This is a genomic window from Flavobacterium sp. (genome assembly GCF_035456225.1).
Taxonomy (GTDB): Bacteria; Bacteroidota; Bacteroidia; order Flavobacteriales; family Flavobacteriaceae; genus Flavobacterium.
Map to the genome: position 1 here is coordinate 1 of NZ_DATIDM010000046.1, position 8,326 is coordinate 8,326.

General features: G+C 37.0%; 8 protein-coding genes. 7 read left to right on the forward strand and 1 reads right to left on the reverse strand.

Features of this window, described 5'->3' with window-relative positions:
- Positions 1 to 3,106 (reverse strand): isoleucine--tRNA ligase (gene ileS, locus VLB74_RS02615; protein WP_325201914.1); only part of this gene is annotated, 3,106 nt, incomplete at its 3' end.
- Between the two features lie 251 nt (positions 3,107 to 3,357).
- Here ileS and VLB74_RS02620 point away from each other — a divergent pair.
- From VLB74_RS02620 to VLB74_RS02650, 7 genes are all read left to right on the forward strand, one after another.
- Positions 3,358 to 4,032 (forward strand): Pvc16 family protein, encoded by a 675-nt coding sequence (locus VLB74_RS02620; protein WP_325201915.1) that lies wholly within the window; start codon positions 3,358 to 3,360, stop codon positions 4,030 to 4,032.
- A 46-nt stretch (positions 4,033 to 4,078) separates the two neighbouring features.
- Complete coding sequence (locus tag VLB74_RS02625; RefSeq protein ID WP_325201916.1) at positions 4,079 to 6,043, forward strand: phage tail sheath C-terminal domain-containing protein; 1,965 nt, start codon at positions 4,079 to 4,081, stop codon at positions 6,041 to 6,043.
- Between the two features lie 62 nt (positions 6,044 to 6,105).
- Entirely contained in the window at positions 6,106 to 6,546 is a 441-nt protein-coding gene (locus VLB74_RS02630) for a phage tail protein (RefSeq protein ID WP_325201917.1), read from the forward strand.
- Between the two features lie 4 nt (positions 6,547 to 6,550).
- Positions 6,551 to 7,009 carry a phage tail protein gene (locus tag VLB74_RS02635; RefSeq protein ID WP_325201918.1) on the forward strand — a complete coding sequence of 153 codons (459 nt, stop codon included), beginning with the start codon at positions 6,551 to 6,553 and terminating at the stop codon, positions 7,007 to 7,009.
- Between the two features lie 37 nt (positions 7,010 to 7,046).
- Positions 7,047 to 7,220: a DUF5908 family protein gene (locus VLB74_RS02640; RefSeq protein ID WP_325201919.1), complete on the forward strand. Its 174-nt coding sequence runs from the start codon at positions 7,047 to 7,049 to the stop codon at positions 7,218 to 7,220.
- Positions 7,217 to 7,987 (forward strand): CIS tube protein, encoded by a 771-nt coding sequence (locus VLB74_RS02645; RefSeq protein WP_325201920.1) that lies wholly within the window; start codon positions 7,217 to 7,219, stop codon positions 7,985 to 7,987. Before VLB74_RS02640 ends, VLB74_RS02645 begins: the two co-directional genes overlap by 4 nt.
- Positions 7,988 to 7,993: 6 nt before the next feature.
- A partial coding sequence (locus tag VLB74_RS02650) for a hypothetical protein (protein WP_325201921.1) occupies positions 7,994 to 8,326 on the forward strand: 333 nt, incomplete at its 3' end.

The window sequence follows — 8,326 nt, forward strand, 5'->3', positions numbered from 1 at the left end:
ATCCTTCTATGTCTTGTGAAGATATTTCTACATCTTCTAAAGATAAAATTACACTTTTTCCCGCAATTACAACAGTTAGCGAGCCTTCTTTATCAAATTGTGAGATTTGTTCTGTAGTTAAATTTTGTATCTCCCTGGAAATCAATCCCATATCTTTTCCAAAGCGTGGCCCCAAAGCTTTGAAATTCGGTTTAATCTGTTTAACCAAAATACCGGAAGCATCATCCAAAAGCACGATTTCTTTTACATTTACTTCCGCTTTTATCAGGTCTGAAACTGCTTCAATTTCAATCCTTTGATTCTCGTCAAGTACCGGAATCATTACCTTTTGCAAAGGTTGACGTACCTTAATCATCTCCTTTTTTCGTAGTGATAAAACAAGAGAAGAGATAGTCTGCGCCTTCTGCATTTTAGACTCTAACATTTTATTAACATACTTTTCAACTGAAATTGGGAACTGAGCCAAATGCACAGACTCAAATTTCTCCGTTTCAGTAGCTTTAGTCAAGTCTCTGTAAAGAGCATCCATAAAGAAAGGTGCAATTGGTGCACTTAATTTACTGATGCTAAGCAAACAGGTGTAAAGCGTTTGAAATGCTGCAATCTTATCCTGAGCATATTCACCTTTCCAAAAACGGCGACGACACAAACGTACGTACCAGTTACTTAGATTTTCCTGAACAAATTCAGAAATTGCACGAGCTGCTCTAGTTGGTTCATAATCAGCATACGCCTCATCCACAACTTTTATCAGCGTGTTCAATTCGGAAATAATCCACTGATCGATTTCCGGTCTTTCATTTAAAGGCACCTCCGCTTCAGCATAAGTGAAATTATCTAAATTGGCATATAATGCAAAGAACGAATAGGTGTTGTAAAGTGTTCCAAAGAATTTTCGACGAACCTCTGCTACTCCTTCTATATCAAATTTCAAATTATCCCACGGATTCGCATTAGCAATCATATACCAACGCGTAGCATCGGGACCGTATTCTCCTAAAGTTTCAAAAGGATCTACTGCATTGCCCAAACGTTTTGACATTTTTTGTCCGTTTTTGTCCAAAACCAATCCGTTTGAAACTACATTTTTGTATGCTATTTTATCAAAAACCAAAGTCCCGATAGCATGCAAAGTATAAAACCAACCACGAGTCTGATCCACACCTTCTGCAATAAAATTGGCAGGGAAATCTTTGTTTTGGTCTATTTTTTCTTTGTTTTCAAATGGGTAATGCCATTGTGCATAAGGCATAGCACCAGAATCAAACCAAACGTCTATCAAATCCGATTCGCGTTTCATAGGTTTTCCGGAAGCCGAAACCAATGTAATTTCATCCACTACATTTTTATGCAAATCGATCAAATCATAATTCGATTCTGTCATATTTCCGATTTCAAAACCTTTGAAAGGATTTTCTTTTTGTACTCCGGCCGCTATCGATTTTTCAATTTCGTTATACAATTCTTCTACCGAACCAATCAAGATTTCTTCTTGTTTGTCTTCGAATCTCCATATTGGCAACGGAATACCCCAATAACGAGAACGGGACAAGTTCCAGTCATTGGCGTTTTTCAACCAATTTCCAAAACGCCCTTCACCAGTTGCCTTTGGCTTCCAATTGATAGTTTCATTCAAATCGAACATTCTGTCACGAACTTCGGTAATTTTAATGAACCAGGAATCCAGAGGATAATACAAAATTGGTTTGTCCGTTCTCCAACAATGTGGATAACTGTGAACGTATTTCTCAACCTTAAAGGCTTTATTTTCTTCTTTTAAACGAATGGCAATCTCAACATCCACAGAACGTTCCGGCGCTTCACCATCGTTGTAATATTCGTTTTTAACGTATTTGCCACCAAATTCCCCCATGTGAGAAGTAAACCTTCCTTGCAAATCTACCAAAGGAACCGGTGTTCCGTTTTCATCCAAAACCAACATTGGCGGTACTTCTGGAGTAGCTTCTTTGGCTACTTTGGCATCGTCTGCACCAAAAGTAGGCGCAGTATGTACAATTCCTGTACCATCTTCGGTAGTTACGAAATCTCCCGAAATTACTCTAAAGGCATTTTCAGGATTTTGATATGGCAATGTAAAAGGCAATAATTGTTCGTAACGAATTCCAACTAAATCAGAACCTTTTGCTTCGGCTCCAATGAAATACGGAATTTTTTTGTCTTCAGCTTTGTAATTCGATAATTCAGAAGCGTCAGAAACCTCAAAATATTTTCCTGCAAATTGTTTATTTACTAAAGATTTTGCCAAAATAACATTCATTGGCTGAAAAGTATATTGATTAAATGTTGCTACCAACACATAATCAATTTTTGGACCTACTGTCAAAGCAGTGTTACTTGGCAAAGTCCAAGGCGTTGTCGTCCAAGCCAAGAAATAGGTGTTTTCAAACAAATGCCCAACACCAAATATTTTTTCTAAACCAGACAAAGACTCATCCAAAACTTTAAACTGAGCCACAATCGTAGTATCTGTAACATCACGATAAGAACCCGGTTGATTTACTTCGTGCGATGACAATCCTGTTCCGGCTTTTGGCGAATACGGCTGAATGGTATAACCTTTGTACATCAAATCCTTGTTGTAGATTTGCTTCAAAAGCCACCAAACCGTTTCCATATATTTGGATTTATAGGTAATATAAGGATCTTCCATATCTACCCAATATCCCATTTTTTCGGTCAAATCATTCCAAACGTCAGTATAACGCATAACGGTTTTTTTACACGCTTCGTTATATTCTTCGATAGAAATGGTTTTACCAATATCTTCTTTTGTAATTCCTAATTCTTTTTCGGTACCCAATTCCACTGGCAAACCGTGAGTATCCCAACCCGCTTTTCGTTTAACCTGAAATCCTTTTTGGGTTTTATATCTACAAAAAATATCTTTAATAGCACGCGCCATTACGTGGTGTATTCCAGGCAATCCATTAGCCGAAGGCGGTCCTTCAAAAAACACGAAAGGTTCATTTCCTTCTCGAGTGGTTACACTTTTTTCAAAAATGTTCTTTTCCTTCCAAAAATCCAACACTTCTGAAGCCACTGTTGGCAAGTCAAGTCCTTTGTATTCAGTAAATTTTGTACTCATTTTATCGTATTCTAAATCGAGGTGCGAAATTAAGGAATTTTAAAATAAAAAGACACCGAGCATGCGTAAAAGTTGCATTTTACTGTTTTTTATCCTTTCAACCTTTATTTGAAGCTTCAAAACCAATAAAAAACAATTATAAACTACTCATACAAAGCACTTTACATTAAAAAAACAGGTATTTATACCTATATATTAGATTTTAAATATCCGTAAGTTTGTAGAACTCAGTGTGTTAACTCGTAATAGCAATGAATTTAGCCAAGATACTTGATAAACTTTCCAAGAAAATAACTTCTGAAATTGCTGAGATGAATAATGGGATTACGGTACCTATAGAACTGACAAATATTGCTACGCTAAATGATGGAGATCAATTTCTATTAAACAAATCAACAATAATTCTTTCGCTGGTAAATATTGAAGAAGAAAAAATCCTTAGAAACCATAGTCTTTACAAAGAATATCCCGGAAATGGCAACACGGTTGAGAAGTATAAAAAACCAACCCAAAATTTGATTTTATCACTGTTGTTTACTTCATACGTTAGAAATCAAGATAGTTATTCCGAAGGTCTTGACAAATTAGAATATATTATAAAATGTTTGCAACACAACAATGTGTTTTATTATGATGACCTAAATTTATTGGAACAAACCGAAGTTACTGAAATTCAATCCAAATCCATGAACAAACTCATTTTAGATTTGGTTAGCCTAAAATCGGATCAACTCAACCAAATGTGGTCCTACTTAGGAAGTAGATATATGCCCTCCGTATTGTACACCATGAAAATGATAGCCGTACAAAACGAAAACAATCTACCAACATATCCTGTCATTGATAAGGCAAAAATTCAATTATGGAACAATGACAAAAAAGATATAACGGGGGAAATAGAATCTAATTCCTTCCCATTAAAATAAAAACTTAGTGTTTCAGCAATTTTTTAAGAACCAATAAAAACAAGTCATGAATATTAGCTCTATTAAAACACCTGGGGTTTACATCAATGAGATTGACGCATTCCCGCCTTCTGTGGCTCAAGTAGCAACTGCAGTTCCAGCATTTGTTGGCTTTACCGAAAATGCACCCACACCAAATATTCCAACCAGAGTATCCTCTTTTCTGGAATTTCAGCAACTTTATGGAGGGGCTCCCCAACCAACAGGAATCACTGTCGAGCTGGATGCCAATTCTCTCCCAACCGATAATTCTACAGTTGCAGAAAGCAAATTCAAACTTTACAATAGTCTGCAACTTTTTTATGCTAATGGTGGAGGAGAATGTTACATAGTATCCATTGGTTTGTATAAAGAAAACCCTGGTTTTGATGCAGCTACGAAAACCAAATTTATTGCTGGTATAGCCACTCTTGAAAAATACGACGAACCTACATTACTCTTATTTCCAGATGCTGTAAACCTTAGTGTGACTGACCTTGGCGAAGTTCAAAAACAAGCCTTAATACAGTGTCAAAAACTAATGGATCGTTTTGTGATTATGGACGTGAAATACGATAGTGCCGCAACTTCAAAAAAAGATAACGATGATTTCAGAGATAGCATCGGAAGTAATAATTTAAAATATGGTGCAGCTTATTATCCGTATCTGACAAGTAGTTTTCCACAAACGTTCAGACTTTCAGATATTAGCGCTGCATTGACAGCTACAGGTGGTTTCAAACAATTTTTCCCAAACGACACTGCCCTTAAAGATAGTATTGATGCTTTTGATAAACTTCATACTGATGTTTGGGATAATGCTTCGGGTTTAAAAAAGAAAAGTGAAACGGCAATCGCAGCCAATAAATTATTGGACTGGTCAGGAACAGTAAACGCAGCAAAACTCAATACCAATTTAATCAAAAGCTGGAATCTTATCAAAGTTTTTGGCAAACCGGACGATTTTACCAATCCTGGGTTAGTTAGTTTTGCCAATTCAGATATCGTATCCATTTCTTTAAAACCGATAGTACAAAAATTAATCGATTTTAAAAAAGCATATGAAAGCCTAAAAAAAGCCAATGGTACCTCTGATGTTGATCCTTTGCCACTAGCAACAGTAGCTAATACCGACTTCAATGGCGATTGGGGTGCTACAATTTTGGCAACTCCACAATCTGTACCAAACGAGTATGATGGTAAATTGAGTAATTCAGTTGCAACTCCTGTTGTTCATAATGAACCTGATTTTGTAAAAATTCAAGCCGAACTCAACAAATTACACACTCTTGTGATAAACTCGCTGGACACTGCAATAAATGCTGTTCTCAAATACGAATTGGTACAGGAAAATAACCTCATCGCCCAAATGCCAATTTACGGAAGCATTGTTGCCAAATTATCCCAAAGTATGAATACGATTCCTCCAAGCGGTGCCATAGCAGGAATTTATGCCCAAACCGATGGTACCCGAGGAGTATGGAAAGCACCTGCTAATGTCAGCATCAATGGTGTTATTGGCCTAACAAGAGACATCAACGACTTAGACCAAGAACCTATGAATGTACATGAAACAGGTAAATCCATTAATGCCATTCGCAAATTTACAGGCAAAGGATTCTTGGTTTGGGGAGCACGTACACTCGACGGAAACAGCAATGACTGGCGCTATATCAACGTGAGACGACTTGCCAACATGATTGAAGAATCGGTGAAAAAAGCCTGTATGCGCTATGTTTTTGAGCCTAATGTTTCTCAAACCTGGGTAAATGTAAAAGGAATGATTGAAAATTATCTGACCCTGATTTGGAACGATGGTGCATTGGCCGGAGCCAAACCCGAACATGCCTTTTTTGTGGCTGTGGGAATCAACCAAACGATGACTGCTCAAGACATTCTGGAAGGGCGATTAATCGTGAAAATAGGATATGCTCCATCGAGACCTGCTGAGTTCATTATACTTGAATTCAAACAAATGCAGCAAAAATCATAATCTCTACAAAAGACAATCCTTTCACAAGTCATTTTAGCAATTAATTCCAAAAACATAATATTATGCCTAATACAGATTTCCCGATACCAAAGTTCCATTTTAGTGTTGAATGGGGCGGTACAAAAATAGCTTTTACCGAAGTTTCCGGTTTAAATAAAGAAATGGATGTTATAGAACATCGTGTTGGCTCTAGTCCTGAATTTTTCAAGAAAAAAATGCCCGGTTTGCAAAAACTAAGCAACATTTCGCTCAAAAGAGGTGTTTTTGCAGGAGACAATGAATTTTATCAATGGTACAATACCGTAGCGATGAATACTGTCGAGAGACGCAACATCACCATTTCACTACTGAACGAAAATCACTCCCCTGTTGTAGTCTGGAAAGTGAAAGACTGCTTTATTGTTTCCTTAAAATGCTCCGACATGAAATCCGATGCAAACGAGGCTGCAATAGACACCGTTGAGATTGCCAACCACGGATTTACGATGGAGCATGTAGCTTAATGTCATGGCGAGTTCAAACCCAATAGTTGGTTTTCATTTCTCGGTACTTTTTGAAATTTTCCCTCAATTAAGCATCGATACCAAATTTCAAAGTGTGGGAGGCTTAAAAGGAACCCTGGAAATGGAATCGGTAAAAGAAGGAGGCCAAAACAGGTTTACCCATCAATTGCCAATACGGTCTGGTTATCAGGATTTGGTACTCAAAAGAGCGCTTACTTCGGATATGTCCGGCGTAGCGATGTGGTGTTTTAATGCTATCGAAAATTTCAACTTCAGTCCTGCCAATCTGGTGGTTTCCTTATTAAACGAAAACGGAAACCCTGTAAAGGCCTGGTATGTTTCTCATGCTATTCCATTATCGATAGATTATGGAGATTTTAATGCCGAAGAAAACAAAATAGTCGTCGAGTCTATAGCCTTGAAATACAACTTTTTCAAAGAAATTCCCATTCCGGGTTTTTAAAGGAAGCACTGCTTTTATCTTTTTTATACTAAAAATTATGCCGATAGAAATCAAAGAATTACACATTGTCGTAAAAATTGAAGAAGAAAAGCCTTCTTTTCAATCCCAAATTCCTTTGGATAAAGTACAGTTGGAATCTATAAAATCGGAGCTTATTCGCGAATGCACCTCTAAAGTTTTAGAAAAAATAAAAGAAAAATCCGAACGATGATACAGGCAGCTTTAGGCATTATAGACAAAATGAGGATTGAGGTTTTTGAAACCAATGATTACACAAAAGACCCGAAGAAAACCATTTTTGTGCAACTCAACCCGGAAAAATACACCATCAAGAACAATGTGGTTTTTGATGAAAGTCAGCCTATGGGTTCAACGGGAAGCGATTTAAAATTAAACAAAAAAGAACCTGAAGAAGTTACCTTCGAATTCCTTTTTGACAGCTCTGGTGTAATTCCTCCCGGTAAAATAAAAGACGGCAAAGGGGCAACTTCCTTTCTGGATAAAGCAGGCGGTGTTTTTGACGCATTGAAACCCGTCGTGGTCAATCCTTTTGATGAAGTAAAATCGGTGGAAGAAGATTTGGAAGACTTCAAAAATCTTTTGTTAGGCTACAATGGCAAAACACATCATACCGCATACTTACAACTTTTATGGGGTGGTTACAGTTTACAATGCCGCCTAAAAAACCTGGAAGTCGAATACTATTTGTTTCGAAAAGACGGAAAACCCATCAGAGCCAAGGCCAAATGCACCTTCAAAGGAACTGTGGCCTACAAAATGATGCTTGCAGAACAAAAGAAAAGCTCTCCTGATTTGACCCATGAACGGGAAATGGAGATGAATGACAGACTTACTCTTGTCGCTGAAAACATCTATGAAAACCCCAATTATTATATAGATGTAGCGCAATCAAACGCTATTTTGAGTTTTAGAAATATTCGCTTAGGGGAGAAAATAATTTTTCCTCCCATTAAATAGTTTCCTATGCCGATAAAACCCTATATAGATGAAGATGAAGTCTTAAAACTGGAAATTCTGGTAAAAGATAAAAACGATGGTTTGGATACCTTACTCAAAGAGGCACACATTCATTTTGAGCTAAATAAAATTCCATCGGCCAAATTCACTTTCATTGCTTCCAACAGGGATGTCGACAAGAAAGAAACTTATCCAAGTGATTCCTTGAAAGAAAACGATGAAATCACTTTTAATGTTACTGTCAAAAAGGAAAAAAAAACACTTTTTAAAGGCATAATAAAAGCTGTTGAAAAAGTTCAGGATGGCAGTTTTACCAATATAAAAATAGAATGCAAAGAC